The following is a 26342-nucleotide window of genomic DNA, read 5'->3' on the forward strand; positions in this document are numbered from 1 at the left end:
CAAGGTTTATTTGGCTTGAGGGTTCACTAGTTTTGATTTTCAGACCATATATCTCCCCAGCTGATTTTGACCGGATATACCAAACACCTGCCTCTCCTTGATGACCAACCCCCAGTCCCCAATGACCCTAACTGCTACCTACCAACCTCATCGCCTCCGGTTTCGTTTTGCTGCCGGCACTTCACGTGGCATACTACACCACCATCAAGTGTACTACCTACAATTGGCTACGACACAAAACCCCGACTGTGTCGGTGTTGGAGAGGTTGCGCCCTTGCTTGGCCTCAGCCCCGATGCCCGCCCCGACCTCGAAACAGCCATTCAAGACCTTTGCCAGCGACTGAGGGGCATTAATGCGCCCAAAAGCATTGACGAGGTATATGTCTTGGCCAAAGAGCTTGTCAATAACGACTGGCCGGCGTTACGCTTTGGGCTAGAGGTGGCCTTGCTCGATTGGCTCAACGGAGGACAAAGACTGATTTTTGACACACCTTTTGCCCAAGGAAAGGAGGGGTTGCTCACCAATGGCTTGGTGTGGATGAACACCTTGCCCGAAATGTACCAACAAGCACAGGACAAAATAGCCCTAGGCTTCGAATGTGTCAAGATGAAAATAGGGGCGCTTGATTTTGAACAAGAGTGTGGGCTTTTGGCTGCCTTACGCCAAACACATAGCCCGGATCGCCTTACCCTCAGGGTAGATGCCAATGGCGCATTCAGCCCTCAAGAGGCTGAAGCCAAACTACAGCGGTTGGCACAATACCAACTCCATTCTATCGAACAACCCATTATGGCTGGCCAGTTAGCGGATATGGCCAGACTATGCCGCACAAGCCCTGTGCCCATTGCCCTCGACGAGGAGCTGATAGTACATCGTACTACAGAAGCCAAACAAAACTTACTGATGCAAGTGCAGCCAGCCTTCATCATCTTGAAGCCTACCCTTGTGGGAGGGCTGGCGCAAACGGCAGAATGGATTCAGTTGGCGCAAGCACAAAATATAGGCTGGTGGATTACCTCGGCACTCGAATCAAACATAGGCCTGAATGCTATCGCCCAGTTTTGTGCAACCTATCAGCCTACGCTACCACAGGGCCTAGGCACTGGAGGGCTGTATCATAATAACCTAGAAGCCCCCCTGAGTTTGCAAAATCAACACCTTTATTACAACCCAAACAAAGAATGGCAAAACTTAACGCAGTTGGTTTCGTATAGCAACTAAAATACCAATCGCGAGAAGAATGGAACAACTACAATTAGCCGCCCACTGGATAGACAATCACTTTGTGGCTGAAGAAACCGGAATGCCTATCGCTTGTCGTTCTATCCAATCAATAGATGAGCTGCGCGATAGCCTGCGCGCTATCATCCTAAAGCTAATGCACACAGACTTTGACAGGTTGCTACAAGCAGCCTACCGCATAGATATCGAAGAATGTGCTTTTGTCAATGCCTTGGCTGCGCAAGATGCAGATTTGATTACGGAGTTGGTGATTGAGCGGACACTTCAGAAGGTAAAATACAGGCAACAATACCGCTCACAAGCCTAATCATTGAGATGGAGAAGGGTAGGGGGCAAAGGCGAAGGGGGCTAACACTTCTTTCGCCGCTTTTGTATGGGGCAACTTTCTTTACGTTCGTGTACAAACATCATAAACACATCCCAACACATTAATGGAGACTGACAAGTAACAGTCTCTTTCTCATTAGATTTGCGGGCTACCGCTTGGGCTACTTTATCTTTGGTTTTTCGGCTCATAAGGCAATCAGGGGCAAGCGGAAGAATCGGATAATCATCAGCCAAAAGGCTTTTGAACACTAGGGCAACATCACTGCTAGCTATTGCTCACGCTTTCGGAGAGCAAGTTACTACAATTAGTCCATATGAGTAGAACCAATTGCCAAAGTTTTTTGTTTCACCGTTTTTTTGTTTTTTGGGAAAAATGCCCCTGATTTAGCTTGTTATCCTTTGGGGATAATCCCGCCCAAGACTTGTGCCCGTTTGCGGGCCTCTTCCAGCCCTTCGATGATGCTTTGGCGCAGGGCATCGGCCTCAAAACTTTTGAGGGCGGCCTCGGTAGTCCCTCCTTTGGAAGCCACCCGGCCAATCCACTCTTGGCAACTGAGGCTGCTGCGGTTTTCGAGGTGTACGGCTCCCATAAATGTTTGGGTTACTAGTAGTTCGGCTTCGGTATGGCTAAAGCCCATTTGTTTGGCTGCCTGCATCATTGCATCCATAAAATAATAGACATAGGCAGGGCCGCTGCCTGAGATCGCCGTAACGGCATCGAGCTTGTGTTCTTCATCAAAGTAGAGCGACTTGCCCGTCGTATTGAGTAGGTTGTGCACATAGAGCAGCTCTTGGCGGCTCACAGAAGCATCAGCCGTAAAAGCAGTCATCCCCATCCCGATTTGTGCGGGCAGATTGGGCATCGCCCGAATGATTTTGGAAATGCCCAAGGCTTGTTGCAGGGTGAAGAGCTGCACACCGGCCATAATAGAAAGCACCAGCTGCTCGGGTTTGAGCCAGGGGCGTAGTTGGGCATAGAGCGAGGCGGTGTCTTGTGGTTTGACGGCCAGAATCAACAATCGAACTGCACTGACGGAAGCGTCGGCTTGCTGAATCACGTGGGGGAAACCCGCTTGGCGCAGCATATCAGCTTTTTCATCCGAATGCTCCAACAACAATAGGTCGTCTTTGGTAATGGCTTGCGATTGTAAGAAACTGTCTGCATAGGTCTTGCCCATACTGCCAACTCCGGCGATAAGTATTTCCATTGTAGTAATTAGATTTATGTTTGATAAAAGCTGCTCATACCCAATCAAAAACAGTTTGGGAAGTGTGTGTGCTGGAAATTATTTCGCATCTAGCAAATCAAAGCTAGCGCATTTCTACTGCTGACAACAGGCTATTTGAAAACCACTTCTTCTAAGAACTTTACCGTAGCTTCTTGTACTTTTTTGTACTGTGGGTTGGTATATTGCGAGGCGATGACGTGTGCTCCGGCATCGGGAAATGCTTGTGCACGTTTTTGGGACTTGGGGGTGGCGAGCATTTCAAACATTTGCAAGGCAGCTTCTACCGAGACGGTCTGGTCTTGGTTTTCTTCGTCTTTATAATAATACCCCATAAAGCAGGGTTGAGTAACTTTAGAGAAGGTTTCTTCGGTCATCACTGCCTCTGCGAAGGAAGTCAAGGCAATCACTCCTTGGAGATGGTAATGTTGTGACCAATATTGGGCAATTTTGCCCGTGCCGTTATTTTGGATGTATTCGCCTTGAGCCATTGTTCCAATTTGTCTTCCCCAAGGGTTGTTGAGTAGGTGAATGTAAGGTTTTCGAAAGACTACCAAAGGAGAGTAGAGTACCAGCGCAGCCACTGCCTCGGGGGTTTGTGCGGCTAGGTGCAGGGCCAGTGCGCCTCCGGTAGAAGTACCGACTAGAATCACTTTTTCGCCCAGTTGTTGGCCGATGGCCAGCGCTTCGGCAGCCGAAGCGATCAGCTGCTCAGGGGTAAGTTGTTTCATCGCATCCTTATCGCCTTGGCCGTGGCCTGCTAGGCGCGCTAGGTAGAGGTTGCAGCCAAGTTGGGCGGCCAAGCGCCGATGTACAGGGTGGCCTTCGCCTTGGCTGGCCGAAAATCCGTGCAGATACACAATACTGTAAGGGGTTTTGCGGCGGGTGCTGTCTGCCCATACAATGCGTGCTTCGTTATCAGGCTTTAGGTTATATTGTGCTTCGTGTGCGGCTATCTGTTCTTCGAGCGCATCAAAGTCTGAGGGCTGTGCCGGCAGCTGTACCGTGATATCGGGCTTAGGAGGCTTGGGACCCATCAGATACCCAACACTAAGGCAGGAAAATAGGATAACAAAAACGAGTAACAGGCGCTTGAAAGTCATTGGGGTGTGTGGTTTGTTTTGGTGCGAAAAAGTACAAGTAGTTATTAGTTTTTAATTTTGATAGCTATTCAGGAGATTCAAATGCTTGATTATTAGATACTTGAAGGAAAATAGGTTTCAACTTTAGGAATTTGGCATAAATACAACTGCTTGATAATTAGTGATTTATAAAATAAGCTTATTTAAAGCTGAACTATACAACAAAAGATAACTATTTGATAATAAGAGATTTACGGCAAATAATATCACCTAGGTAGTTACGTTTTATTGATTTGGTTTCGAGTGTTTAGTTGGTTTATTGATTTTTTAACATATTACACAATAAATATAAATTTTTATTTATAATTACAAATAGTTGTTTGAATTAAGAGATTTCTTGAGGTGTGGTAGTTTTTTTAGAATATCAATGGCGCAAGTTAATCTTCATTGGAGATAGTCTAACACATTCATTAACAGACACGTGAAGGTATTTTGGCCTAAATAATCTAAAACTCAGGAACTTTGGGCTTATGCGCTTGGTAGATGGTCGTTAGGCTTAGCAACAACAATACTAGCCACAGCCAAACCCACCCAGCGACGAGCGCCCACGATGACCACTGGCTCCACAGCTGAAGCGCCTCCCCTGATAGCCAAGCCCACAGCCCAGCGCAGGGCACCAACAGCCAACCCACCAACACACGAGGCCTGCCGATATTCCACAGGCACAATACCAAGACCAATATACTTAACCCAGCCCAGCCCAATAAAGCTAGGCTGCGCGGTAGATGGTCGAGCGCTTCTGGGGAGACACCGAGCTCAAAAACACCCAAAAACACCCAAAAAAGCACCCACAGGCAAGCCAAAATACTGAGGAAGTTGAATGTCTGACGCATAACTCTTGAGCACAGCAGGAATAATGGCTGTGAGACCAAAACTAGCAAATTATCATCGCAAGTACAAAAAATACTGCTTTCTGGCTGTTTGCCAAATATTTAATGTTCCTGTCGAATGTTGCGCCAGTAGTTAAACTTTTTCCTCACAGTAATTGTATATTTGTGAAAATATTAGTTACGAAAATCATTATGATTAACACCCATAACAAATTAGGCGTTTTTAGCCTGATAACATGCATAATATTATTACAGGCCTGTGGTGGCAAAGCCCCTCAAAAAGAGGCAGAAGAGCGCCTTGCCGTCATTAGTTTGAAAACCGTAGACACTCAAGTAAAACAGGAGTATGTAGCCGACATAGAGGCTGTCCAGAACGTGGAAGTACGCAATAAGGTATCGGGCTTTATAGAAAAGATATTTGTAGACGAAGGGCAAAAAGTATCTCAAGGCCAAGTGCTATTCCAACTCAATGATTCGGAATACCGCGCTCAGCTGGCAACAGCTACCGCCAACCTACAAACACTCAAGGCTGAAGCCCAAGCCGCCAAGCTCGAAGTAGACCGTATCCAGCAATTGGTAGATAAGAAGGTCGTCTCGAACACAGAGTTGGCGATGGCGCAAGCCAAAATGGCCGCCGCACAGGCCAAAGTAGCAGAAGCACAATCGCTGGCCGACCAAGCTGCGCTCCGCCTTTCGCATACCATCATCAAAGCACCTTTTGATGGCACTATCGACCGTATCCCCTTCAAGCAGGGTAGCCTCTTACAAGATGGCACACTCCTGACGACCATCTCCTCATTGGGAGCAGTATATGCATACTTCAAAGTATCTGAAGCCCAATACCTGCACTATATGCGCCGCCTCAAAAAAGAAGGCGATAACAACATCAATACCGTAGAACTGTTGTTGGCTGATGGAACAATCTATGAATACAAAGGGCAAATCGAAACCTTAGAAGGTGATTTTGAAAGCAGCACCGGTTCGATTGCTTTCAGAGCCAAATTCCCCAACCCTGACCACCTCCTCCGCCACAATGCCACCGGCAAGGTCATCATCACGACCCCTGTCGACAAGGCGCTGGTAGTGCCACAACGTGCCGTATTCGAAATCCAAGACAAGAGCTATGTCTTTGTCCTAGGGGTCAGACAACAAGGTACAGTCGCGGGCTTTTGTCCCCCAGCAGCGCCTGCCCAATTTTTATTTGGTGGCCTCAGGCCTCAAACCCGGCGACAAAATCCTCTATGAGGGCATCCAAAAAGTGCGCGACGGCGATGTGGTCATCCCCAAAGCCGCCAATCTCGATAGCCTCTACCAAAGCATCAGCCGATAACCAGTACTTCCAACTGACTTAAACATTATCATCACGCCTTTATGGTAGATACTTTCATCAAGCGGCCAATCCTGTCATTGGTCATCTCGCTCTTTTTTGTCCTTTTGGGATTGCTGGCATTGATTACATTGCCTGTTACCCAATTCCCAGACATCGCCCCGCCCTCTGTTACAGTTACGGCCAAATACAATGGCGCAAACGCCGAAGTAGCGATGAAGGCCGTCGCCACAACACTCGAACGCGCCATCAACGGTGTACCCGGAATGACCTATATGACCACCGTGGTCAGCAACAACGGTGTTACCCTGATACAAGTCTATTTTCAGGTAGGAACAGATCCTGATGTGGCTGCCGTAAGTGTCCAAAACCGTGTAGCTACTGTTATTGATGAGCTGCCCGAAGAGGTAATACGCGCCGGAGTGAGCACCGAGAAAGAGGTCAACAGTATGTTGATGTACCTCAACATCACCCACGAAGACACGACGGTAGACGAAAAATTCATCTACAATTTCACCGATATTAATATCCTCCAAGAGCTTAAAAGGATTGATGGGGTAGGTTTTTGCGAAATCTTAGGCTCGCGGGAGTATGCCATCCGTGTGTGGCTCAAGCCTGATAGGTTGGTGGCTTACAAACTTGATGCAGAAGAGGTAATTGCGGCCATACGCGCCCAAAACATCGAGGCCGCCCCCGGCAAAACCGGCGAAAGCTCAGCTCGGGCACCACAAATCAAGGAGTATGTACTCAAATATACCGGTAAGCTCACCAAGCCCGAAGAGTATGCCAATATCGTAATCAGAGCTGATGAAGATGGATCTATCTTGCGCCTCAAGGATGTAGCCGAAATAGAACTAGGCTCTGTTACTTACAATATGATGTCAGAAACTGATGGACAACCTTCGGCCTCGATTATGATTAAGCAGCGCCCGGGGTCTAACGCTTCCGAGGTAATCCAGAACGTAAAAGACCGGATGGCCGAGCTCAAGGCCACCAAGTTTCCGGCAGGGGTAGATTATAGCCTCTCCTACGATGTGTCGCGCTTTTTGGATGCCTCTATCCACGAGGTAATCAAGACCTTGATTGAGGCTTTCTTGCTGGTATTCTTGGTTGTGTTTATCTTCTTACAAGACATTCGCGCCACCGTCATCTCGGCGCTGGCGGTGCCAGTGGCCTTGATTGGTACTTTGGCATGTATGCAGCTGATGGGTTTTTCTATCAATATGCTGACACTTTTTGCCCTTGTACTGGCCATCGGGATTGTGGTCGATAATGCCATTGTGGTGGTGGAGGCTGTCCACGCCACCATGCTCACCCGGCACGTATCGGCCTACGAGGCAACCTTTATCGCGATGCGCGAAATCACGGCGGCTATCATCGCCATTACCTTGGTGATGTCTGCCGTATTTGTACCGGTGGCTTTCCTCTCCGGCCCTGTAGGGGTATTTTATCGGCAGTTTTCCTTGACCTTGGCTTTTGCCATCGTCATCTCGGGTATCAACGCCCTGACCCTTGCGCCCGCACTTTGTGCCCTTTGGATGAAAAACACCCACGGCGAGCCACCCAAGCGCAATCTCCTTGCCCGTTTCTTGCGCGGCTTCGACCGCCAGTATATGAAGGTGGAAAATGGGTATCGCCAAACCGTGATACAGTTGGCCGGGCGCAAGCTGGTAACGGCCTTGGTCTTGGTGGCCTTTGTCGTGGGCACGGGGCTGATGAGCCAAATACTACCTACAGGCTTTATTCCGAATGAAGACCAAGGGATGATTTATGTCGATGTGGTGTCGCCTGCCGGCGCTACGCTGGAGCGCAGTGCCGAAACCCTCCGCAAAATCCAACAAGTGGCTGCCCAACTCGAAGAGGTGGAGTCGGTCTCTACCCTGGCGGGTTTCAGTTTGTTGACCGAGGCCAATGGTGCTTCTTATGGGATGGGAATGATTAACCTCAAACCTTGGGACGAGCGCGAGCTCACCGACGAAGCCCTGATGCAGGTCTTGCGCGAAAAAACCAAGGACTTGGGCGAAGCCAATATCGAATATTTTGCCCCACCTGCCGTACCGGGCTTTGGGAATGCCGGCGGTTTTGAGCTGCGCCTCACAGACCAAACCGGCCTCCTTGATCTCAACAAGACCGCCGAGGTTACCCAACAATTCTTAGAAGCCCTGCGCAAACGCAAAGAGATTGCCGGTGCTTTTACGAGTTTCGATGCCAGTTTCCCACAATACCTCATACACCTCGACCCGGCCTTGGTAGCCAAAAAGGGGCTGACTGTGGAGAAAGCGATGGACAACCTACAGGTGCTCATCGGAAGTTTTTATGCTACCAATTTTGTGCGCTTTGGGCAAATGTACAAGGTGATGCTACAGGCCTCGCCAGAGTACCGCCTCAAACCCGAAGACCTGATGCAGCTCTATGTCAAAAACAATCAGGGAGAAATGGTCTCTTATGCCACTTTTGCCCGGATGGAGCGCGTCTATGGCCCTGAGCAAATCACCCGCTACAATATGTATGTAGCCGCAATGATCAACGGAGATGCAGCCAAAGGCTACAGCAGTGGGGAGGCGATTAAGGCCGTAGAAGCGGTGGCCAAAGAGGTATTGCCCAAGGGCTACAGCATCGAATGGTCGGGGATGACACGGGAGGAAATCCTTTCTGGCAATCAAACCATCTATATTTTTGCCATCTGTTTGCTGTTTGTGTACCTCATCTTAGCCGCACAATACGAGAGCTTTGCCCTTCCGATGGCCGTATTGTTGTCTTTGCCAGTAGGGGTGTTCGGAACCTACTTTTTCCTACAAATCACCGGGCTGCAAAATAATATCTACGCCCAAGTGGCTCTGGTAATGCTCATCGGCTTGTTGGGCAAAAACGCCATTCTGATTGTAGAGTTTGCTATGCAGCAGCAACAAAAGAAACAGATATCGGCCTTTGAAGCTGCTGTAGAAGGAGCTACTTTGCGTTTACGCCCTATCCTGATGACCTCGTTTGCCTTTATTGCCGGGATGATTCCGCTTTGCCTCGCCTCTGGCGCAGGGGCTTTGGGGAATAAATCAATCGGAGTGGCCGCCGCCGGAGGGATGCTCATCGGCACGGTCATCGGGGTGTTCCTCATTCCCGGGCTGTATGTCATCTTTGCCGAGCTAGGCAAGAAACGCAATGCCTCCGCTGCCGATATAGTGCCCGAAACAACCCTAACAGAAACCAACGCTTAACGCTTTTTTGATTCCCAAAAAATGTCATTCAGACTTCCAAAATCAATTATAGCCCCCATATTGGGGCTGTTGTTGATGGGCTTGCAGCTGTTTAGCGCTTGCAACAGCTTCAGACCCATCACCCTCGACACCGCCACTCTCAGCACGCCCGAGCGGTACGGCGATCGTGCGGCGGCCGATACCAGCAATACCCTTGGTGCGCGCCCTTGGGAGGAGTTTTTTACAGACTCCGCCCTCAAAGCACTGATTGCGGAGGCGCTGCGCAACAACCAAGACCTGCGCATTGCCCAACAGCGCATCTTGCAAGCACAAGCCCAACTACAGTTTGCCAAGGGCATTCGCCGCCCTACACTCGATGCCTTGGCTGTTGCCGGAGTTACCCGTTTCGGTGATTTCACCATCGACGGAGTCGGTAATTTTGATACCAATTTCTCCCCCAATGTTACGGGCAGCCGTGTGATTCCCAACCCTGTCCCTGATTTCTTCTTGGGCTTTCGTAGTAGCTGGGAAATAGACATCTGGGGCAAGTGGGGCGCAGCCAAAAAATCAGCCCAAGCGCGCTTGTTGGCCTCTCAAGAAGTACAAAACCTCAGCACTACCGAAGTAGTAGCACAGGTAGCTTCGGCCTACTATGAGCTGATGGCCTTGGACGAGGAGCTGGCCGTAATCAATCGCAACATCGCCCTACAAGAGAGCTTGCTACAGCTCATCCGCATTCAAAAAGAAGGGGGCAATGTAACGGCGCTTTCCGTACAACAGGCCGAAGCCCAACTCTACAATACCCAAAGCCTGGCCTTTGGCCTCCAGCAGCAGATTGTGGTGCTCGAAAACTACCTCAACTACTTGCTAGGTCGCTTTCCTCAGCCCATTGCCCGCAGCCAAGGGTTTATGGCCCAAGCCCTGCCCGATTTGGGCAATATAGGCAGCCCCGAACAGCTGGTGATGCGCCGCCCCGACATCCGCCAGGCCTTGTTGTTGCTCAATGCCAATGAAGCCGAGCTGCGTATGGCACAGTTGGCCTTCTTGCCGGCACTCAACCTCCAAGCCCAAGCCGGCTACAATGCCTTCCGAGGAGAGGTGCTTTTCAACACCCCGGCCTCCTTGGCTTACAATGCCTTTGCCGGACTGATAGCGCCTTTGCTCAACCGATACCAGCTAAAAGTACAAAAAAGTGTGAGCAAGGCCGAGGCCGAAATCGCCGCCCTACAGGTACAACAAACCTTGTTGCAAGCCTACGCCGAAGTGCTTAACCAGCGCCAACTCATTGACAACCTCGCCGCCGTAGAACGCCTCCGCCAACAAGAGGTGCAGGTGCTCAATCAGGCCGTTACGACCTCACAAGACCTCTTCGTAACCGGATATGCCAGCTACCTAGAGGTGATTGTGGCGCAAAAAAGTGTGCTCGAAGCACAAATGAGCTTCGTCGATATTCGCAAACAACAATTCCAAGGGTACATACAGCTCTACCGAGCGCTCGGCGGGGGCTGGTAAACCTATAATCAGCCTATTGACTAGCATCAATAAACCCCGCCAACTCCTAAAAAGTGGCGGGGTTTGTGATATGGGGGAATCTGTTGTTGGAATGGATGTTATATTTTGAGCAATATGAAGCAGCGGCTGAGGGGACGCTTAATTCCCATCGCCTCCGAAGGTCTTGATGCCTTCTTCAAACTCGTCTTTGCGGCGGCGCTTAGGCCCTTCATCCTTATTTTTTTGTTGGGCTTCTAGGTTTTTAGCATCCTTGGCTTCGTTTTTGGCGGCTAGGCGCTCCTGCTTGGCTTGCTCTTTTTTGCGTTTGGCTTGCAGGCGTTGGTCGTAGGCGCGGTTACGTTCGCGGTTGATTTGTACATACCGGCGGTGTTTCTGCACCTCGCGCTCGTCTATAGGCCTAAACTTTCCTATGGGCGCTTGTTGTGCGTCATAGGCTGTTGTTTTTTTGCGGAAAGTAAAATAAAACCAAGGCAAGCCACGATACATCTTGTAGGGCGATTCGGCATTGGCCCGCCCCTGACCCAGTTCCATTCCTGTGAGGTTGGCATCCCGGTTGGCACGGCGTGATTGGCGTTTGTTCAAGCCCACGGTATTCTTCGTAACCACTGCGATTTCTTTGCCATATTTGGGGTGGGTATGGTCTACCAAAATACCACAAGAGGGGATACGGCAGCGAGGGGGCAAGCACCCAGTCAACAATACTGCGGCCAACAACAGGTATATACTTGGGCGTAAGGAGCGGGGTATCAGTGTATACAACATAAGACTTAGGGCTGTTTGTGGTGAATAGCGATGAGGGTTTATAGGCTTGGTCAAAAAGCATACCGTATCCATAACGACAGGTTGTTTGCTTGAGGTATAAGCATTACCTTTGGTAAAGTTAAGCATACATTTTCAGAACGTAGTACTATAGGGCTACGTTCTGTGTCCAGCGAGTTTGTTTGCCAATGAAGTTTGCCCTGAAAGTTTGTGGGATGCGTTCTCCCGAAAACATCACCAACGTGATAAGCGCTGCCGCGCCACAGTACTTAGGCCTGATTTTTTACCCCAAATCGCCTCGGTTTGTCCCCCTCTCAGAGGCGGCGGCGCTTTCTGCCCTTGATTTTGGTGGGGTAAAGAAGGTCGGGGTTTTTGTCAATGCGGCAGAGGCCACCATCATCGAGCACCAAGCTGCTTTTGGGCTGGAGCTTGTTCAGCTTCACGGCCAAGAGTCTTCCGATTTTTGTGCTCGCTTGCGGGCTTTATTGCCCCAATCTTGTAATATTTTGAAGGCTTGGGGGCCGACCCCTGATACTGATTGGCAGGCCTTGGCCGCCTATGAGCCATACATAGTTGCTTTTTTGTTTGACACGCCCTCGGCTCAACACGGTGGCACAGGAAGGCGGTTTGATTGGTCGATATTGCAAGACTACCCTCTCAAAACACCTTTCTGGTTGAGTGGTGGGTTAGATTTGGACAATATCGCGGAGGCCTTGTTATTGGCCCAACAACAACGCTGGCCGCTTCAGGGGCTAGATGTCAACAGCCGCTTTGAGTTGGCTCCTGCACTCAAAAACACCGAGTTGTTGGCACAATTGCGCCAACAACTTGATACCTTTCATACTACCGAAGCGCAAAACTGAGCAATATAGCCTCGGCCAAAGCTTGTGTTTGGGGTGTGGGCATATATGCTTCCAAGGTATTGGTATAAGTCAATACGTATATTTTTCCTTGTTTGAGGTAATAATGCTGCCGCCATAACAACTTTTGTATGCCTTGTGTACCAGAGAAGATGACTTCATACAACTGGTCGGTGTCTTGTTGGCGGAAGTTGGCATACAATATTTTGGCATCCGTGATAAAGTTTTTGATTTGTGTGAGCGAAAGCTCGGCTATTTCCCCCAAGCCAACAGCGTTTTCTGTGGGGAATTGCTGTACCGTTAAGTTGACATTCGGTCTGAAACCATCGGGCTGTACTTGGTCAAAAACAATAAAGTGGGTACCCATCAGACCGCTTTGGTCTAGTTGCCAGTCGGCAGGATAACATATTTGGTATTGGGCAGTCCTCAAGGTATCCCACGGGGTGTCTTGTGCGTGTGCATCCACAGCCCAAAGTATGAGAAACAGAAAAAGTAGGCGAGCTAAAGAGTTCATTTTTTAGAGTTGTTGGATGCCACCAGCAATACTCCCAAGCCCAAACCTACAAAGAGGATTGCCGGCACGAGCATTGTGATGATGTCGATGTTTGGGTTTTGAACAACAGACATTGGAGGAATATTTTAATGGGGGAGTAGTGCTTCTAGCTTTTGTTTCAAAGCCATCACTTTGTCGTAGTCCGGTTGTTGGGCTATTTCGCTGCTGGGCGCATACCAGCTGAGTATTCGGGAGGGTTGGCGCGCCAGCGATACCTCCAGCCGGATGCTGGTTACGTGGTATGGGGGAGTGAGGCTGAGCGGTGGCGCTATGCGGCTATCTACCCAGAAGGTATTTTGCTCTAGCCACGTACGCAGCCCCTCTTCCTGCTCCGGGGTCAGTTTGGTTTGCAGCAAAGACGTAGGGCGCTTGCCAGCATTACGACCGTAGTGCTCTTGTTCATAAGTAAGCACCGACTGCCGAAGCTCCCAACGCTCCTCGGTACGGTGTGTGTCCTTAGATTTTTCTAATGTAATCACTTGCAGGCGCAACGCAGTAGTATTGGCCAATTTGGCGCTATCAATGGGTTCACTGCTGCTCCAACCCAACAATAAGGGCAATATGAGGGCGATATAGCTAATCATAAACTAGAGGTATATTTTTAGGCTTTTCGCAAAAAAAGCCAGCGTAAAAAAAGCCGAAGAAAAGCATAAACAGCCCTACAATGCTCAAAAATACAGGTTCAAAGTGGCGTTCCCAAAAAGCATACATCTTGGCTTGCTGAGGATTTTGGGGATTGTATATGACCGTTACCTCTTGGCCAATGCTATAAGGGAAAATATCCACATTTTGTGCTAACTCACTTTTGAAAACCACTTCTTGTCCTTCCTTGGTTATAAATCTAACCCAAGGCGACTGGTAAATGGCTTTGTGTTCGATTTCAAATACCTGTCCGGTGGTCAGTTCTCCGCCAGCTTCGAGGTTTATTTGTTGAACCAAAAACCACAGACCATAACCCAATACGGCTCCACCCAATATAACGATGGCAATCCCGACGAAAGAAGCTTTTTTGTATCCACCCATCGTACATGTGTTTGGCCAATCAGTGGGGTTTCTAAGCGTGTTTTGAGGCAAAGCCTGAGCTGATGCTATTTACATAAACGCAGGCATAGACGCAAAAGTTGTAGCCCTAAAACCTAGTCGAAGGCCTCAATTCAGAATAATCTTGCTTTCTGTACAGAGGTTGATGGGGCCGTAGCTCCAACTGTCGGCAGCGCTACTTACACGTACTTCCCAAGTACATTCTTGGCTATTTAGCTGATAGCTGAAGTTAGCGCCTTGTTTGAGGGCTGTTTTTTGGTCATAAACAGTAAACGTCTCGCCATTATCATTTTCAATGACAATACGGATGAGGTCTTCGCCGCTTTGATTTACAAAGACAACCTGCCGGTTGTTGGATGTTATGTCGGAGGCTCCCAACCAGATGTATATCCCACAAAGCAGGGAGAGGAGTAAATTTGCATTCATAACACTGGATATTGATAATTAGGTGATTAACGAAAAAGTTGGTTAAAAATTGTGAGTATCTTCGATGAGGTATTGGTTCAACAACGGGGCGACACTTTTAATCAACAGAAAAGGGTTGTCTCTCCACTGTTCTACGGTGGCGTGGGTATTGGTACAGGCTACTTGTTTGAACAAGCCGCTGTGCTGGAGGCGTTCGAGGGCGTTATTGCTGAATAGCCCGTGGGTTGTGATGGCATATACTTCTTCTGCGCCGGCTTGGTGGTAGGCTTGGGCGGCATTGATTAGGGAGCCTCCCGTGCGAATCATATCATCATAAATGACAACTTTGCGACCACGGACTTCGGCATTGATGCCTGTAATGGCGGTTTGGCTGCCGCTTAGACGGCGTTTGAACACAAAGGCAGCTTCTACGCCAATGTCGTTGGCCAAGGACTCTACCCACTTGGCGCGCCCCGCATCGGTACAGGCCAGCACAAAGTCTGTTTCGCCAAAAGCCCGGGCTGCTTCGATGACCAGCTCCTTAGCATAGAGATGTACGGGGCGGACGTGGTTTTCAAAATAATATTCCATCCCGGCCACGTGTAAGTCAATCATTACTAGCCTATTGTGCTTGTCTGCATAGGGGATAGAAGATAAGAGACGTGCTCTGGTTTTGGCAGTTACTACTTCCCCGCGCTTGACAGCACGCTCCATTGTCGCATAACCAAAATAAGGGACAACCAAGGTCAGTGTTTCAGCCCCATATTTGACCAAGGCGCAGGCCAAGTCATAGAGTTCGAGAGTGTTGGGGTCGTCTATAGTACCTCCTACAAGCACTACAGTGCGCTGCCTTACTTCGGTCAGGATACGCTGATAGCGCTCCCCATCAGGGAAGTATTTGACAGTAACTTCCCCGCGCTCCCATCGGTCGGGGGCTTGGGCTAGTAGTTCTTCGAGAAGGTATTGGTAGGCCTGTGTGGCAAAGAGTATGGGTCGGTTCATAGACTTGAAAACAATGCTAGGGGTGATGCTCAATAGCTCATCTGCCACCAGAATCGTACCATTCCCGCTGACAGAAGTCAAAACCTGCATCAGCCTGAAAGATTGGCAGGCTTGAGACTGACGCAGGCGCGGGGGTATAAAAGATGTTTATGCTACTAGATATTTTTGGAAAGATAGCCCCTACCGCGAATTAACACTGTAGGTGCGCCACTGGACATTGTTGGAAAAGTAGCTCGGAGCTAGAGATCCGAGACAAGCCGAGGCCTCATTTTTTTTGGGGATAAGATAAGACTTAGCCCACAGTTTTAACTGTGGGTTTGAAAAATGTCCAGCGGCGTAGGCAATAAGCAAAGCCACTCCAAAATTGGAATGGCTCGTATAGGAAAACCTTTGAGTTACTCAAAAGCAGCTTGCTTGGGACTAGAAAGCGTATTTACCTTCGGCAATCAGGCGGTCGGCAATCTGACGACGTAGGGCTTTGGCATTGATTGGGTTCAGCTCAGTATATTGGCGTAAGGCGGCTAGGGCCTGGGCATAAGCTTCACCTTGAGCAATGGCGCTGAGCACCTCTTTGCCATTGAGGTAGACTTGGTCGGCGGCCTCTTGTAGATAAATTTTGGCCATCATCTCTTGGTATTGACAAGCCTCTGTACCGCGTTGTTGGATGAGTTTCTGGGTACGCAACACTACCGACTCGGCGGCGTACACCTCTACCAACATATTGGCTAGGCTGATAAGCAGCTCTTGCTCGTCTTTGATGGCTTCTCCGACGTGCTGGACGGTATGGCCTATCATGAGCAACAGCGCTTTTTTGAGTTGTTTGGTGGCAGCCTCCTCATAGCTTAGCGCAGTGCCATCAGTTTGGCGTGGGGCGATACCTTGGCGTACTTCGGCTTGCACAGCCTTGATGGCGCTCATCAGGTCAAGCTCACCTTTGAGGCCGCGCTTGAGGATGGTACTGATTGCGAGAATGCGGTTGATCTCGTTGGTACCTTCAAAAATACGGTTGATGCGTGCATCGCGGTAGCAGCGGTCTGCCGGAGCGTCAGCAGAGTAGCCCATTCCACCAAAAACCTGTACGGTCTCGTCTACGCAATAGTCCAATACTTCAGAGCCGTGAACTTTCATCAGGGCACACTCGATGGCAAATTGCTCGAAACTTTTGAGCTTGGCTTCGGCCTCTTCCATCCCTTGGGCTTGGAAAGCCTCGATGCAGTCGTCTATATTTTGCCCGGCGCGGTATACAGCCGATTCGCTGGCGTAGATACGCACGGCCTGCTCTGCCAGTTTGTGTTTGATAGCACCGAAGTTGGCAATGGCCGTCCCAAATTGTTTACGTTCGTTGGCATAACGAATGGCGTGGTTGAGGGCTGCGCGTGCACCACCAACATTAGAAGCCCCTAGCTTGATGCGCCCAATATTGAGGATGTTGACGGCAATCTTGAAGCCATTGCCGCGCTCCGAAAGTAGGTTTTCGACCGGCACGTGGCAGTCGTTGAAAAAAACTTGGCGTGTGTCAGAGCCTTTGATGCCCATTTTGTGCTCGGGGGCGTTCATCGTGATGCCACCAAAGTCTTTTTCTACAATAAAGGCCGACAGATTTTTGTCATCGTCTATTTTGGCAAATACAATAAACAAATCAGCAAAACCGGCATTGGTAATCCACATCTTCTGCCCATTTATGACATAGTGTTTGCCGTCGGCAGAGAGGGTTGCGCGTGTTTTGCCTGAGTTGGCATCCGAGCCAGAATCAGGCTCAGTGAGGCAGTAGCAGGCTTTGAGCTCGCCAGTGGCTAGTTTGGGCAAATACTTGGTTTTTTGGGCTTCGTTACCATAATACTGGATGGGGAGCGTGCCGATACCGGTATGTGCCGAGAAGGCCACCGTAAACGAATGACCGCCGCCAAGGTAGTCTGTTACCAACATTGTAGCGTTGAGGTTCATCCCAAAACCTTCGTATGCCTCAGGAACACCAGTGGCCAGAAGCCCCAGCTCGGCTGATTTGTCCAATAGCGAGGCCATCAGCTCGGGGCTTTCGGCCTTGTCAATTTTATCAAGGATAGGCAAAACCTCCTTATCCAACAAATCGAGACAAGACTGCGCTACCATCCGCTGCTCTTCGTCAAACTCTTCGGGGATAAATACCTGTGTCGCAGGAATATCTTTGACAAGAAATTCACCGCCTTTGACCAACTCTTTATTTTCTATTGCTTGCATATAGAGTAATGATTTTTTGTTTGGAATGAGGGTAGGCAAATATACAAAAAATATGGTATGCGTGCATACTATATCCTTGATTTGTTAGACTGGCTGTATATCCAAATTGTTTGTGTGTTATGGGGGAGGTAGTTTGGAAGTAACACCTAGTCAGCATTAGTTTGGGTAATGTACGCTGAAAATCCCTGAAAATCAAATCTATCCAATCCTTTAATGATTTGAATCTTGGTATTGATTCCGACATCATCAATAATCGATACCTACCTGTTCTAGGCTTTGCCAGTTCCCGCGCCAAGTAGGAATTCGCAAGAGATGGTGAAGTTGTTGCACAAATGTTGTTCGAGGAATATGTATAGCGCCTAGGCTTTCGAGATGGGTAGTATGTACCTGACAGTCGATGAGTTGGAAGTCGAGTTGGGCGAGTTTTTGGGTCAGTGTCAAGAATCCTGCTTTAGAGGCATTGCTGACCTTGCTGAACATCGATTCGCCAAAAAAGACCCTTCCCATACTGACTCCATACAGCCCCCCGACGAGTTGCTCATCTTGCCATACTTCTACGGAGTGTGCGTAGCCTTGGTGGTGTAGGTCTAGGTAGGCTTGTAGCATTTCGTCGGTAATCCAAGTACCATATTGGCCGGAGCGGGGGATGTGGCGGCAAGCACCTATGACTTGCTCGAAGGCTTGGTCGAAGCTGACACGGAAGCGCCCTTGGCGCAAAATTGTGCGCATACTTTTAGAAACCTTCAGGTTCTTTGGATAGAGGACAAAGCGCGGGTTGGGCGACCACCAGATGATGGGGTCGCCTTGCGAATACCACGGGAAAATACCCGAGCGGTAGGCCAACAAAAGGCGCTCTTGGGAGAGGTCGCCACCAAGGGCTAAAATGCCGTCTTCGTCGGCTAGCTCTACGGGGGGGAAGTACAGGTTTTGGTCTAGGAAATAATACATAGTAATCGTTTGGTGTAACAGAGCCAATAACCCTACCACGGAACTATTATGGCAAGCCTATGGTCGAGATTGAGGCTTATATTGGCAAAAATCCCTACTTTATACCGAATCAAAATTGGGTAATGTATGTTCTGACAATCACAGAGAGAGGTCGTATACAGGTTGTCAATTTCGCTTTTGTATTTGGGTTAGCACTGCTTCGAGCGTATGTACGGGCAACTGACAAGCTTGTTCAAAACACACATAGTAGGTGTCCTGTCCGTTGAGGGCTTGCCTTTGGTGTAGGAGAGGTAACGCACTGGGCGCATCAGGTGTTTTGGCGGCCACAAGGTAGTTGAGCACAAACTGACGGTCAAGCTGGCGGGAGGCCGTTTGTGGGTCGGCAACTACCATTGCGACCTCGGCAGTAGGCACTGCCAACATCGCATAGAGGCAGGCCCAGTTGCTAAGGTATTCGGCATTGGTACTGAGCTGAGGCGATACTAGGCTGAGCATATCAGCGGCTTGTTTGCGCCACTGGGGCTTGTCGAGCAGCAGGCCTAGGCGGTGTAGGTTAAGCGCCATGGCAGAGTTGGATGCAGGCATAACCCCATCGAATATTTCTTTTTTGCGGGCAATAAGCTGGGCTGCATGGGCAGCAGTAAAAAAGAAAAGCCCCTCAGTCTCATCCCAAAAATGTGTTTGTGCGCCCCGAACAAGGGCCTCTGCCTTAGCAAGCCAAGAGCTGTCGAAGGTAGTTTGGTACAAAGCAGTATACGCTTCTATGAGAGCGGCATAATCTTCTAGGTAGGCCTCGATAGCCGGCCCATTATCAGATTTGGGGCTTCGGTACAGCGTTCCTTTGGGGCTGCGCAAGGTTTGTTCAATCATTTGAGCACAGCTGAGAGCCGCCTCCAACCAGCGTTCTTGGCCAAAGACACGGTAGGCCGTGAGCAATCCTGTGATTGCGAGCGCATTCCAAGCACAGAGCTGCTTTTGGTCGGTATGTGGACGTGGGCGTTGGGAGCGTGCTTGGCGCAGGGTGTGGTGCCAAAAGGTTTTGACCTCCTGTAAGCCCTCAGGGCTTAGCCGATGAGCTTGGGCAAAGGCTTCATCATCGACCTTACTGTACAGAATATTCTTGCCCTCTTCCCAGTTGCCTTCTGGGCGAAGCTCATAGTAGGCTGCCAACTGTGCCAAATCTGCCTCGGAGAACAAGGCCTGTAGCTCGGCATAAGTCCAGCAATAATATTTCCCCTCTACCCCATCAATAGCAGCATCGACGGCGGTATAAAAGCCCCCTTGTGGTGCTTGTAGCTCCCGCAACAAGAAATCGGCGGTATCAGTTACGACCTGAGCGAATAGCGGACTAGGCTCAAGGGTATAGGCACGCGCATACAGGCCGAGTAATTGGGCACTATCGTAGAGCATTTTTTCAAAATGTGGCAGAAACCAAGACGCATCTACCGAATAGCGGGTAAATCCGCCGGCGACAGGGTCATAAATCCCCCCCTTGGCCATCCGTTCTAGCGAAAGTAAGAGATGATGCCTGGCCATCGGGTCTTGGGTAGCTTCGTAATAATACATCAAAAACCAATAGAGCGTAGGCGTTGGGAATTTGGGCGCTTGGCGCAGCCCCCCATATTCAGGGTCAAAATCTTCGGCCAGTTTTTGGAATATCTCCCTGAGGACTTCGGGCTTGTATGTTTGTACTGCAGCCGGAAAGAGCTGGTATTTTTGCACTTCACTACTTTGAATAGCCTTTGCCAACTCCTCTGCGCTATCCTCTAGCTCTTGGCGGCGCGTCTGGAAAACGTCTGCCACATTGGCCAAAAGCGCTATCCATTCTTCAGGAGGGAAATAACTGCCTCCATAAAAAGGCTTGCCCTCTGGGGTTAGGAGCACATTGAGCGGCCACCCGCCCCGCTGCCCCAAGGCCGATACCGCATCCATATACACCGTATCAATATCGGGGCGCTCTTCGCGGTCTACTTTGATACAGACAAAGTGTTGGTTCATCAAAGTAGCTACAGTTTCATTGCCAAAAGATTCGGCTTCCATCACATGACACCAGTGGCAGGTCGAATACCCAATACTGAGCAACAGCGGTTTGTCTTCTGTTTTGGCACGTTGGAGCGCCTCTTCGCCCCAAGGATACCAATCGACGGGGTTGTAGGCGTGTTGTTGGAGGTAAGGGCTGGCACTGTGGATGAGTCGGTTGGGGCTGCTATTGGGTTTCATATTGGTGTGGCTAAATATGGCTCAAGATAATAAATAGGGGCGAGCAGTACAAACACTCACCATACAAACAAGACGACACGAGGGGCAGTATAAAGCAGGTTTTGGCTATATTGCAAATTTTAATTGCATTTCTAGGTTACAACCTGTATTTTTGCTTTATTGCCTATTATTCTCTCTCACCTAAAAACCCCTTGCAAGCCCTATGTCTCAAGAAATATTAGTAGAGCAATTGCAAGCACTCGAAAAAAAGCTCCATAAACTGGTCATCAAGTGCAATACCTACCAAAAAGAGAACGAACGATTGGTAGAAGAAAATATTCAACTACAAGAAACCGTCAAAAAACAAAAAGAAGAATTAGATACTTTTCATAATCAAGAAAATTTTAGTAGTATTGTTGCCTCAATAGCAACCGGAACAGAAGATACCGTAGAACTTAAAAAGAAACTAGACGAATATATCGACGAAGTAGACAAGTGTATTGCCCTTTTGGGTAAATAATATATGCTTTTGTGGTTTGGTCTTATTTAAGGTATGACGCTTCAACCAAATCACGCTTAGCACTATTTAGTTTATTAATCGTTGAAAGAAGCGATGCAAGTATGGGCGAAAAGCTTTCTATAAAAATAAAAATTGCTGAACGGGAATACCCGATGCGTACCAGTGTCGATACTGAAGAATTGCTCCGCAAAGCTGGTCGACAACTCAATGAACGCATCCAAAGCTACCGCGAGAATTATCAAATCGAAGATCGCCAAGACCTGCTCGCAATGGTGGCCTTTGATTGTATGGTAGCGCTGCTGGGGCAGCAGACAGAAAGCGAATCGACCCAATCGCTCCTGAATCAAAAGCTTCAAAAATGGGACGAGCTGATTACCTCAGCCCTCAAATTGGACTAGGCCTCAGCGGGTACTTGTATTAGTTTTTTAGTTTGTTCTCATCCTCTCTTCATTCGTTCTGTCGTTGTTATCGGGATCGCACCGCTACCACCTATGGTGTATTATGGTAGAATGATTTAAAAGTCCACTCCCCGTCAATGATAGTATATATAACCCTCACTGCCCTCATTTCTATCGTGATAGGAATCGCGATAGACCGCAGCTTGCTCAAGAAAGTACTCAAACGCAAAGAGCAAGAAGCCGAAGCCAAAGGCCAACAGTTAATCGAACAGGCAAAAATGCAAGCCAAAAGCATTGTGCAAGATGGCGAAAACCAAAAGAAAGACCGCCTGCTCGAAGCCAAGGAGAAGTTTCTGAAACTCAAGGCCGAGTTTGAAGAAGAAGCCAACCGCAAGAAAAACCAAATCATCGGCAACGAAAACAAGCTCAAACAACGGGAGCAAAACCTCACCAAGCTGATGGAACAGACCAAACGCCGCGAGGCGGAGCTGAATGCCCTCAAAGAAAGCTTGCAAGAGCAAGCCGATTTGGTCAATAAGAAAAAAGAAGAGGCCGAACGCTTGCGACTCTCGCAAGTAAAACAACTGGAGAAAATAGCGCATCTCAGCGCCGAAGAAGCCAAACAACAACTGATGGAGGCGCTGCGACAAGAGGCCGAAACACAAGCCGCCTCCGATATCAAAAACGCGCTGGAAGAAGCACGCCTGACTGCCACCAAGGAAGCAAAAAAGGTCGTCATTCAAACAATCCAACGCACGGCTGCCGAACACGCCATCGAAAACTGTGTGTCGATTTTCCATATCGATAGCGATGATGTAAAAGGTAAAATCATTGGCCGCGAGGGGCGTAACATCCGTGCGCTCGAAGCCGCCACCGGAGTAGAAATCATTGTGGATGACACCCCCGAAGCCATCATTATTTCAGGCTTTGACCCTGTGCGCCGAGAGGTTGCCCGCCAAGCCCTACAAGGCCTCGTTACCGATGGGCGTATTCACCCTGCCCGCATCGAAGAGGTAGTGGCCAAAACACAGAAAAGCATCGAAGAGCAAATCTTAGAACTTGGAGAGCGTACGGTGATCGACCTAGGCATTCACGGCCTACACATCGAGCTCATCAAGCTCGTTGGGCGGATGCGCTTCCGTTCTTCGTATGGCCAAAACCTACTCCAACACTCTCGCGAGGTAGCCAAGCTTTGCGCAGTGATGGCTTCGGAGCTAGGGCTAAACGCAAAACTGGCCAAACGTGCCGGCCTCTTACACGATATCGGCAAGGTATACCAAGACGAAACCGATCTCCCACACGCCATCCTTGGGATGGAGCTGGCCAAAAAGTATAAAGAACACCCAGAGGTGTGTAATGCTATTGGTGCTCACCACGACGAAATCGAAATGACTTCGCTCATCTCGCCCATCGTACAGGCCTGTGATGCTATCTCCGGCTCACGCCCGGGCGCTCGACGCGAGGTGATGGAGTCATACATCAAACGCCTACACGACCTAGAAGCGCTGGCGCTCTCCTTCAATGGGGTTACAAAATGTTATGCCATTCAAGCCGGACGAGAGCTGCGTGTCATTGTAGATGCCGACCACGTATCGGATGAGCAAGCGAGCATGCTGTCTTTTGAAATCTCTAAGAAAATCGAAACGGAAATGCAGTACCCGGGTCAAGTAAAAGTAACGGTCATCCGCGAAATGCGCGCCGTGAGTTATGCCAAATAGTGGCTCAAGAGATAATCTACTTCTTGGGTAAAAAAACAAACCCGTTTGGGAAACAATGTTTCCAGACGGGTTTTATTGTTTGGAAGAGCATTCAGAAAAACTACCCAAAGTAGCCTAAGAGGGGTGTCTTTGTGCGGATATCGCCATTGTACTGCTTCGGGAATGGGCAAGTTATACCAAGATTCACAAGATTTGGAAATTTACAGGAGCTGATTTCCCAAACCAATTGTAGTCGGGTATATTTATTGAAAAGCTACACACCACTGGACATTTTCAAATCCCACAGTTAAAACTGTGGGTTAAGTCTCATTGTACCCCAAAATGAAACCTCAGCTTTTCCAAAAATGCCCAGTGGTGTGGAAAGGCTACATTTTTTCGTAAATGGCGCGAATATCTTCTCTTTTGAGTTTCTGTTCCCAATCGAGACCGATGGCGTGATTCCACATATGTTTGAGTGCCCAGGTTACGTCAATCATCTGTTCGATTTGGGCATCTGTCCAGTCTTTGGCAAGATTTTGAGGGATGTGGATATTATTTTTGGCCACCATCTGGTTAAACTCTTCGACTCCCTGAGGGTAGTAGTCGCCAAGGTGGGGGAAGATGATGCAGTTGGCGATGCAGTGGCGCGTTCCGAATACAAAAGACAGCCCATAAGAAAGAGCGTGGCACACACCCACCTCTGAGTAGGTCAGGCTAAGTCCGCCCATATATGAGGCGACCATCAGTTTTTCGTTGTTGATTGGTGTTTGGCCAAAGCCATCGCGGAGATATACATCTTGGCAGAGGTCGATAGACTTATAGCCGTAGGCTTCGCTAAAGGTGTTTTTGTAGTGTCCGTTCATTGATTCTACACAGTGGATATAGGTATCCATTCCGGTATAGAACCATTGGTTTCGGGGGACATCGGCGATGAGCTCGGGGTCAAGCACGATTTGGTCAAACACCGTCCAGTCGCATTTGAGGCCGAGTTTTTTCTCAGGCCCAGTCAGTACGGCAGTCATCGATACCTCTGCGCCAGTACCCGAGATAGTGGGTACACCTACGTGGTATACGCCTGGTTTTTGGATAAGATTTAGCCCTTGGTATTTGGTAGAGGAGCCTTCGTTGGTGAGCATCAGGGCAACAGCCTTGGCGATGTCCATCACGCTACCGCCACCAATTCCGATTACGCCGGCGGGCAAGCCCTTGGTCTGTAGGATATGGTCGCGGAGCTGGTCTACTTGCTCAGTGGTAGGCTCGTGGTCGTCTACATCCACAAACAGGAGCATGTCGTGGGCGTGGGCGGGCACGCGCTGCGCGAGAGGCTTGTCTTTGAAGTAGTTGTCTACCAAGAAAATCATTGGGGCTTCGGGTGTAGGGCGTTTGGCAGCCAAGATATCGTCGAGTTGGTTGAAGCTACCGGCTCCGAAGACGGTCTTATCAACGCTTTTAAAATTTTTCCAAGTATTTGTCATATTGTGTGTGGAAGCGTTTGGGTGGTAAGGAGTATAAACGTTGGGGGGCTACACAGGCGTAAGCGGCTTAGTGATGCGCCAGCAGTACCCCGCAGCGAAGCGAGGAGTACAGCGGCGCAGCACGACCCCGAAGGGGGAAGCCCCAAACCTAGGGTCTCCCTCCGGCAGTGAGGTTTTAAACAAGTGCTTAGGCCAAGGCTTCGCGCAAGACAGCGGTGAGCTGTTGGGTAAAGGCTTTCAGCTCGTCTTCGGTCCAAGTAACGCGCACGACCATAGAGAGCAAACGGCGCATGACCTCATCTGTTTTGGGGAGATTGAGGTGGATGGTGCGGTAGTCTTGTGGCAGCTCATCGAGGGTTTGGGCGTGTACTTTGGCGATGGTTTTCATCTCGCGGAGGTGCTCCCAGTTTTTGATGTAGTGGAAGTTGTTGTCATACCAATATTGCACTCCGATACTGGCCTTTTGGAAGGCTTGTTGTACTTTGCGGGTGGTGGCTTCGTCGGGCAAGAAGAAGTCGATAAAGGTAGCGGCATCACCGGCAGGGTCGGGGATGTGTCGGAAGCTGATTTGGGGGAACTGTGCCAGACAGTCGTGCAGTATTTTTTTGTGTTTGCGTTGCTGTTCGATGATGTAGGGCAGCTTTCGGGCTTGGGCTAGGCCTACGGCGGCGTTGAGCTCGCCCATGCGGTAGTTGAACCCTACGATGGGGTGTTGCTCGGCGCCACGGTTGTCGCCGATGTGGTCGTGGCCGTGGTCAGAGTATTGGTGGGCATAATCGTATAAGACGGGGTCGTTGGTGATGACCGCTCCACCTTCGCCGGCAGTGATGATCTTGAAGAAATCAAAAGAGAAGCAGCCCATTTTGCCAAACAAGCCTACGTGTTTGCCCTTGTAGGTAGCGCCCAGAGCCTGAGCCGAATCTTCGATGAGCAGGAGGTTGTGCTCTTCACAGATGGCCATAATCTCATCGAGGCGTGCCATAGAGCCACACATATGCACCAGCACGACGGCCTTGGTGCGTGGGGTAAGGGCGGCACGGATGCCTTCGGGGCTGAGGCAGAGGGTCTCGTCGATTTCGGCAAACACAGGGACTGCCCCGCCGAGGAGTGCGCCTTCTACCGTGGCGATGTAAGTGAAGGGCGGGACAATAACCTCGTCGCCGGCACCAATACCACAGCAAGCCATTGCAATGGCTACGGCAGTAGAGCCGCTGGTGCAGGTATGGGCGTATTTGGCTCCCGTAAATTTGGCCAGCTCAGCCTCAAATTCTTTGGCCTTCCAATGGCCGTTGCGGAGGTTGTCGTGGTTGTATCGGAAAAGAATGCCCGTTTCGAGCACATCGTTTACTTCTTTACGCTCTTCAGCGCCGAATAATTCTGAACCCGGCATAATCTCATTTTTTAGGTGAATGAATTGACTAGTCCTACAAAATTACGCAGCCAACTAGGATTTTGACGAATGCCGGCTGA

Annotated in this window: 26 protein-coding genes; 10 read left to right on the forward strand and 16 right to left on the reverse strand. The window is 49.5% G+C overall.

Annotated features, from left to right (window positions below; genetic code table 11):
• Positions 1-121: 121 nt before the first annotated feature.
• Both G499_RS0109205 and G499_RS0109210 read left to right on the forward strand, forming a co-directional pair.
• Positions 122-1222 (forward strand): o-succinylbenzoate synthase, encoded by a 1101-nt coding sequence (locus G499_RS0109205; protein WP_035727152.1) that lies wholly within the window; start codon positions 122-124, stop codon positions 1220-1222.
• Between the two features lie 19 nt (positions 1223-1241).
• The gene (locus tag G499_RS0109210; protein ID WP_026999702.1) at positions 1242-1550 is read left to right on the forward strand and encodes a hypothetical protein; all 309 of its coding nucleotides are present in this window, start codon (positions 1242-1244) and stop codon (positions 1548-1550) included.
• A 41-nt stretch (positions 1551-1591) separates the two neighbouring features.
• Here G499_RS0109210 and G499_RS21805 read toward each other — a convergent pair whose 3' ends face one another.
• From G499_RS21805 to G499_RS0109225, 4 genes are all read right to left on the reverse strand, one after another.
• Entirely contained in the window at positions 1592-1759 is a 168-nt protein-coding gene (locus tag G499_RS21805) for a hypothetical protein (protein WP_154658388.1), read from the reverse strand.
• A 203-nt stretch (positions 1760-1962) separates the two neighbouring features.
• Complete coding sequence (gene proC, locus G499_RS0109215) at positions 1963-2778, reverse strand: pyrroline-5-carboxylate reductase (protein ID WP_026999703.1); 816 nt, start codon at positions 2776-2778, stop codon at positions 1963-1965.
• Between the two features lie 131 nt (positions 2779-2909).
• Complete coding sequence (locus G499_RS0109220; RefSeq protein ID WP_035727087.1) at positions 2910-3899, reverse strand: alpha/beta hydrolase; 990 nt, start codon at positions 3897-3899, stop codon at positions 2910-2912.
• Positions 3900-4384: 485 nt separating this feature from the next.
• On the reverse strand, positions 4385-4771 hold the full coding sequence (locus G499_RS0109225; protein WP_026999705.1) for a hypothetical protein: 387 nt from the start codon (positions 4769-4771) through the stop codon (positions 4385-4387).
• A 189-nt stretch (positions 4772-4960) separates the two neighbouring features.
• Here G499_RS0109225 and G499_RS19400 point away from each other — a divergent pair, with 189 nt between their 5' ends.
• Genes G499_RS19400 through G499_RS0109240 form a run of 4 tightly spaced genes read left to right on the forward strand, consistent with a single transcriptional unit; the run spans position 4961 to position 10798 of the window.
• Positions 4961-6013 (forward strand): efflux RND transporter periplasmic adaptor subunit, encoded by a 1053-nt coding sequence (locus G499_RS19400; protein ID WP_161627724.1) that lies wholly within the window; start codon positions 4961-4963, stop codon positions 6011-6013.
• Positions 5955-6098, forward strand: coding sequence for a hypothetical protein (locus tag G499_RS22410; protein WP_483782863.1), 144 nt, complete (start codon positions 5955-5957; stop codon positions 6096-6098). The genes G499_RS19400 and G499_RS22410 overlap by 59 nt, the downstream gene beginning before the upstream one ends.
• 41 nt (positions 6099-6139) lie before the next feature.
• Entirely contained in the window at positions 6140-9307 is a 3168-nt protein-coding gene (locus G499_RS19405) for an efflux RND transporter permease subunit (RefSeq protein WP_051296123.1), read from the forward strand.
• 21 nt (positions 9308-9328) lie between these two features.
• Positions 9329-10798: an efflux transporter outer membrane subunit gene (locus G499_RS0109240; RefSeq protein ID WP_026999706.1), complete on the forward strand. Its 1470-nt coding sequence runs from the start codon at positions 9329-9331 to the stop codon at positions 10796-10798.
• A 138-nt stretch (positions 10799-10936) separates the two neighbouring features.
• On the opposite strand, the gene G499_RS0109245 is transcribed toward G499_RS0109240, so the two are convergent.
• The gene (locus tag G499_RS0109245) at positions 10937-11560 is read right to left on the reverse strand and encodes a hypothetical protein (RefSeq protein ID WP_026999707.1); all 624 of its coding nucleotides are present in this window, start codon (positions 11558-11560) and stop codon (positions 10937-10939) included.
• Positions 11561-11772: 212 nt separating this feature from the next.
• On the opposite strand from G499_RS0109245, the gene G499_RS0109250 reads away from it, so the two are divergent.
• On the forward strand, positions 11773-12420 hold the full coding sequence (locus G499_RS0109250; RefSeq protein WP_051296125.1) for a phosphoribosylanthranilate isomerase: 648 nt from the start codon (positions 11773-11775) through the stop codon (positions 12418-12420).
• Here G499_RS0109250 and G499_RS0109255 read toward each other — a convergent pair.
• From G499_RS0109255 to G499_RS0109295, 8 genes are all read right to left on the reverse strand, one after another.
• Positions 12401-12931, reverse strand: a complete 531-nt coding sequence (locus tag G499_RS0109255) for a hypothetical protein (RefSeq protein ID WP_026999709.1) — start codon at positions 12929-12931, stop codon at positions 12401-12403. The two genes, G499_RS0109250 and G499_RS0109255, sit on opposite strands and share 20 nt — an antisense overlap.
• Before the next feature lie 125 nt (positions 12932-13056).
• Positions 13057-13554, reverse strand: coding sequence for a hypothetical protein (locus G499_RS0109265; protein ID WP_026999710.1), 498 nt, complete (start codon positions 13552-13554; stop codon positions 13057-13059).
• A complete protein-coding gene (locus G499_RS0109270) occupies positions 13547-13993 on the reverse strand; it encodes a DUF3592 domain-containing protein (protein ID WP_026999711.1) in 447 nt (148 codons plus the stop codon). The genes G499_RS0109265 and G499_RS0109270 overlap by 8 nt, the downstream gene beginning before the upstream one ends.
• 126 nt (positions 13994-14119) lie before the next feature.
• The gene (locus G499_RS0109275; RefSeq protein ID WP_026999712.1) at positions 14120-14437 is read right to left on the reverse strand and encodes a hypothetical protein; all 318 of its coding nucleotides are present in this window, start codon (positions 14435-14437) and stop codon (positions 14120-14122) included.
• A gap of 42 nt (positions 14438-14479) precedes the next feature.
• Positions 14480-15508 (reverse strand): ribose-phosphate diphosphokinase, encoded by a 1029-nt coding sequence (locus tag G499_RS0109280; RefSeq protein WP_245576720.1) that lies wholly within the window; start codon positions 15506-15508, stop codon positions 14480-14482.
• A 330-nt stretch (positions 15509-15838) separates the two neighbouring features.
• Positions 15839-17635 carry an acyl-CoA dehydrogenase family protein gene (locus G499_RS0109285; RefSeq protein WP_026999714.1) on the reverse strand — a complete coding sequence of 599 codons (1797 nt, stop codon included), beginning with the start codon at positions 17633-17635 and terminating at the stop codon, positions 15839-15841.
• Between the two features lie 246 nt (positions 17636-17881).
• Positions 17882-18583, reverse strand: coding sequence for a leucyl/phenylalanyl-tRNA--protein transferase (gene aat / locus G499_RS0109290; protein ID WP_035727090.1), 702 nt, complete (start codon positions 18581-18583; stop codon positions 17882-17884).
• 165 nt (positions 18584-18748) lie between these two features.
• Positions 18749-20803, reverse strand: a complete 2055-nt coding sequence (locus G499_RS0109295) for a thioredoxin domain-containing protein (RefSeq protein WP_026999716.1) — start codon at positions 20801-20803, stop codon at positions 18749-18751.
• 202 nt (positions 20804-21005) lie between these two features.
• Between G499_RS0109295 and G499_RS0109300 the strand changes: the two genes are divergently transcribed.
• The 3 genes from G499_RS0109300 to rny all read left to right on the forward strand — a co-directional run bounded on the left by G499_RS0109300 (position 21006) and on the right by rny (position 23418).
• Positions 21006-21302, forward strand: coding sequence for a hypothetical protein (locus tag G499_RS0109300; RefSeq protein WP_026999717.1), 297 nt, complete (start codon positions 21006-21008; stop codon positions 21300-21302).
• A gap of 101 nt (positions 21303-21403) precedes the next feature.
• Positions 21404-21700: a cell division protein ZapA gene (locus G499_RS0109305; RefSeq protein WP_026999718.1), complete on the forward strand. Its 297-nt coding sequence runs from the start codon at positions 21404-21406 to the stop codon at positions 21698-21700.
• Positions 21701-21837: 137 nt separating this feature from the next.
• Positions 21838-23418: a ribonuclease Y gene (gene rny, locus G499_RS0109310; RefSeq protein WP_026999719.1), complete on the forward strand. Its 1581-nt coding sequence runs from the start codon at positions 21838-21840 to the stop codon at positions 23416-23418.
• A gap of 365 nt (positions 23419-23783) precedes the next feature.
• Here rny and G499_RS0109315 read toward each other — a convergent pair whose 3' ends face one another.
• The 3 genes from G499_RS0109315 to G499_RS0109320 are packed head-to-tail and all read right to left on the reverse strand — an operon-like array spanning position 23784 to position 26262.
• On the reverse strand, positions 23784-24872 hold the full coding sequence (locus G499_RS0109315; RefSeq protein ID WP_026999720.1) for an iron-containing alcohol dehydrogenase family protein: 1089 nt from the start codon (positions 24870-24872) through the stop codon (positions 23784-23786).
• A gap of 48 nt (positions 24873-24920) precedes the next feature.
• A complete protein-coding gene (locus G499_RS22415; protein WP_281171868.1) occupies positions 24921-25055 on the reverse strand; it encodes a hypothetical protein in 135 nt (44 codons plus the stop codon).
• Between the two features lie 4 nt (positions 25056-25059).
• Positions 25060-26262, reverse strand: a complete 1203-nt coding sequence (locus G499_RS0109320; RefSeq protein WP_026999721.1) for a DegT/DnrJ/EryC1/StrS family aminotransferase — start codon at positions 26260-26262, stop codon at positions 25060-25062.
• Between the last annotated feature and the right edge of the window lie 80 nt (positions 26263-26342).

The sequence above is a fragment of the Eisenibacter elegans DSM 3317 genome (assembly GCF_000430505.1).
GTDB lineage: Bacteria > Bacteroidota > Bacteroidia > Cytophagales > Microscillaceae > Eisenibacter > Eisenibacter elegans.

Excerpts from the sequence above, each read along its gene's own strand:
- G499_RS0109240 (WP_026999706.1), top strand. The coding sequence starts at position 9,329 with ATGTCATTCAGACTTCCAAAATCAATTATAGCCCCCATATTGGGGCTG.
- G499_RS0109205 (WP_035727152.1), top strand. The coding sequence starts at position 122 with ATGACCCTAACTGCTACCTACCAACCTCATCGCCTCCGGTTTCGTTTT.
- G499_RS0109320 (WP_026999721.1), bottom strand. The coding sequence starts at position 26,262 with ATGCCGGGTTCAGAATTATTCGGCGCTGAAGAGCGTAAAGAAGTAAAC.
- G499_RS0109270 (WP_026999711.1), bottom strand. The coding sequence starts at position 13,993 with ATGGGTGGATACAAAAAAGCTTCTTTCGTCGGGATTGCCATCGTTATA.
- G499_RS19400 (WP_161627724.1), top strand. The coding sequence starts at position 4,961 with ATGATTAACACCCATAACAAATTAGGCGTTTTTAGCCTGATAACATGC.
- G499_RS0109315 (WP_026999720.1), bottom strand. The coding sequence starts at position 24,872 with ATGACAAATACTTGGAAAAATTTTAAAAGCGTTGATAAGACCGTCTTC.
- G499_RS0109275 (WP_026999712.1), bottom strand. The coding sequence starts at position 14,437 with ATGAATGCAAATTTACTCCTCTCCCTGCTTTGTGGGATATACATCTGG.
- G499_RS0109210 (WP_026999702.1), top strand. The coding sequence starts at position 1,242 with ATGGAACAACTACAATTAGCCGCCCACTGGATAGACAATCACTTTGTG.
- G499_RS0109295 (WP_026999716.1), bottom strand. The coding sequence starts at position 20,803 with ATGAAACCCAATAGCAGCCCCAACCGACTCATCCACAGTGCCAGCCCT.
- G499_RS0109245 (WP_026999707.1), bottom strand. The coding sequence starts at position 11,560 with ATGTTGTATACACTGATACCCCGCTCCTTACGCCCAAGTATATACCTG.
- G499_RS21805 (WP_154658388.1), bottom strand. The coding sequence starts at position 1,759 with ATGAGCCGAAAAACCAAAGATAAAGTAGCCCAAGCGGTAGCCCGCAAA.
- G499_RS0109265 (WP_026999710.1), bottom strand. The coding sequence starts at position 13,554 with ATGATTAGCTATATCGCCCTCATATTGCCCTTATTGTTGGGTTGGAGC.
- rny (WP_026999719.1), top strand. The coding sequence starts at position 21,838 with ATGATAGTATATATAACCCTCACTGCCCTCATTTCTATCGTGATAGGA.
- aat (WP_035727090.1), bottom strand. The coding sequence starts at position 18,583 with ATGTATTATTTCCTAGACCAAAACCTGTACTTCCCCCCCGTAGAGCTA.
- G499_RS0109300 (WP_026999717.1), top strand. The coding sequence starts at position 21,006 with ATGTCTCAAGAAATATTAGTAGAGCAATTGCAAGCACTCGAAAAAAAG.
- G499_RS0109225 (WP_026999705.1), bottom strand. The coding sequence starts at position 4,771 with ATGCGTCAGACATTCAACTTCCTCAGTATTTTGGCTTGCCTGTGGGTG.
- G499_RS0109285 (WP_026999714.1), bottom strand. The coding sequence starts at position 17,635 with ATGCAAGCAATAGAAAATAAAGAGTTGGTCAAAGGCGGTGAATTTCTT.
- G499_RS0109305 (WP_026999718.1), top strand. The coding sequence starts at position 21,404 with ATGGGCGAAAAGCTTTCTATAAAAATAAAAATTGCTGAACGGGAATAC.
- G499_RS19405 (WP_051296123.1), top strand. The coding sequence starts at position 6,140 with ATGGTAGATACTTTCATCAAGCGGCCAATCCTGTCATTGGTCATCTCG.
- proC (WP_026999703.1), bottom strand. The coding sequence starts at position 2,778 with ATGGAAATACTTATCGCCGGAGTTGGCAGTATGGGCAAGACCTATGCA.
- G499_RS0109255 (WP_026999709.1), bottom strand. The coding sequence starts at position 12,931 with ATGAACTCTTTAGCTCGCCTACTTTTTCTGTTTCTCATACTTTGGGCT.
- G499_RS0109220 (WP_035727087.1), bottom strand. The coding sequence starts at position 3,899 with ATGACTTTCAAGCGCCTGTTACTCGTTTTTGTTATCCTATTTTCCTGC.
- G499_RS0109250 (WP_051296125.1), top strand. The coding sequence starts at position 11,773 with ATGCGTTCTCCCGAAAACATCACCAACGTGATAAGCGCTGCCGCGCCA.
- G499_RS0109280 (WP_245576720.1), bottom strand. The coding sequence starts at position 15,508 with ATGCAGGTTTTGACTTCTGTCAGCGGGAATGGTACGATTCTGGTGGCA.